The organism is Oleiphilus sp. HI0128, from assembly GCF_001635365.1.
The window spans coordinates 1-1,121 of the sequence record NZ_LWGG01000713.1; the positions used below are offsets into that span (position 1 = coordinate 1).

The 1,121-nt window shown below is 39.9% G+C and carries 1 pseudogene; it reads right to left on the reverse strand.

Annotated elements, in window-relative coordinates:
- Positions 1-1,121, reverse strand: a pseudogene (locus A3763_RS08765) (Tn3 family transposase); the annotation flags it as partial.

Consider the following 1,121-nt stretch of genomic DNA (forward strand, 5'->3'; position numbering starts at 1 on the left):
ACAGCCCTTTGCTAAAACTCCGGCCATTAGTGTTTCTTCCTTTGGCTTCATTTTAACGTTCTTGGGGCTGAGATGCTGAAAGTCTTGAGTAAACTGACATACTTGGTTAACTTCCTTGAGTAGTTGAAGAATTGGAATATATCCATCCTGGGACAGCGCATCCGAAATAAATGACTTCTCTTCAAAATCGGTTTTCGATGTTTTTACTCTAGATACTCGACCATTCTTAAAAGTGAGCGCTGTATTTATCCCTTTTACTAAATGCTCATTGACGACCTTGTATTTCTCGTGAAGCCCCAACTTCAAACCAGCTAAATACGCTTCGCCGTCTATGTACTCAAGTAAATTACACTCACGCAAGATCTGGTATTTATGTGCCTCCCAGTATTCTTTATCAATCATGTAGTCTTGAATACTGCGAAAACGATACGAGCAGTTGATATTTAAGTCTCCCGACTTAATCCCTTTGGATATGTAGATGTATAGGAGGCACTTGTACAATGAAGTTGAAAAATCATTGCGCTCTACTGCTGCACGATCTTGCTTTGTCAAAAAACTAATAGGAGGGGACTTTCCCACATTTCCATCCGATTCTTGGAAGTGCGCTATCGCAGCTAATAAATCCTTTGCCTTTGATGCGCCATCAAAGGAGAGAGCTCTTACTATCGGAGTGGCCTTGAGTTGTAGCCTTAAAGAAAGCGATTCGAGCAACTGGTAGTAAGTTTGGTTTTTGCTTTCTTTTCTAAGTTGATTATCTAGTTCTTCTAACAGGCTGTAGTCAATTTCGTCCTTTTTCTGATAATCAAAAACAAGCTCTTCTATTTTGTAGTATTTCTCGTTTGGCGTAGATAATCGGCTTTCAACGATTGAGATAATATCTTTGGCGAGCTTTGAAATAGATTTATGAGACTTACTTAGTTCCTGAACTGCCTTATCACGCTCCTCCTTAACTAATCGCTCATGTTCTGCTTGCTTACTAGTAGCCTTATGCAGTGTTGATGTGACCGATTTCATCAATGCATCAACAAGACTATCTTGTCTAGAGAAATAGTTGTGCTTAACAAACCCTAGCAGATGAAGATAAATGTTCTCCTGGTCTGTGAGCTGGGTCAGTTGTTGGA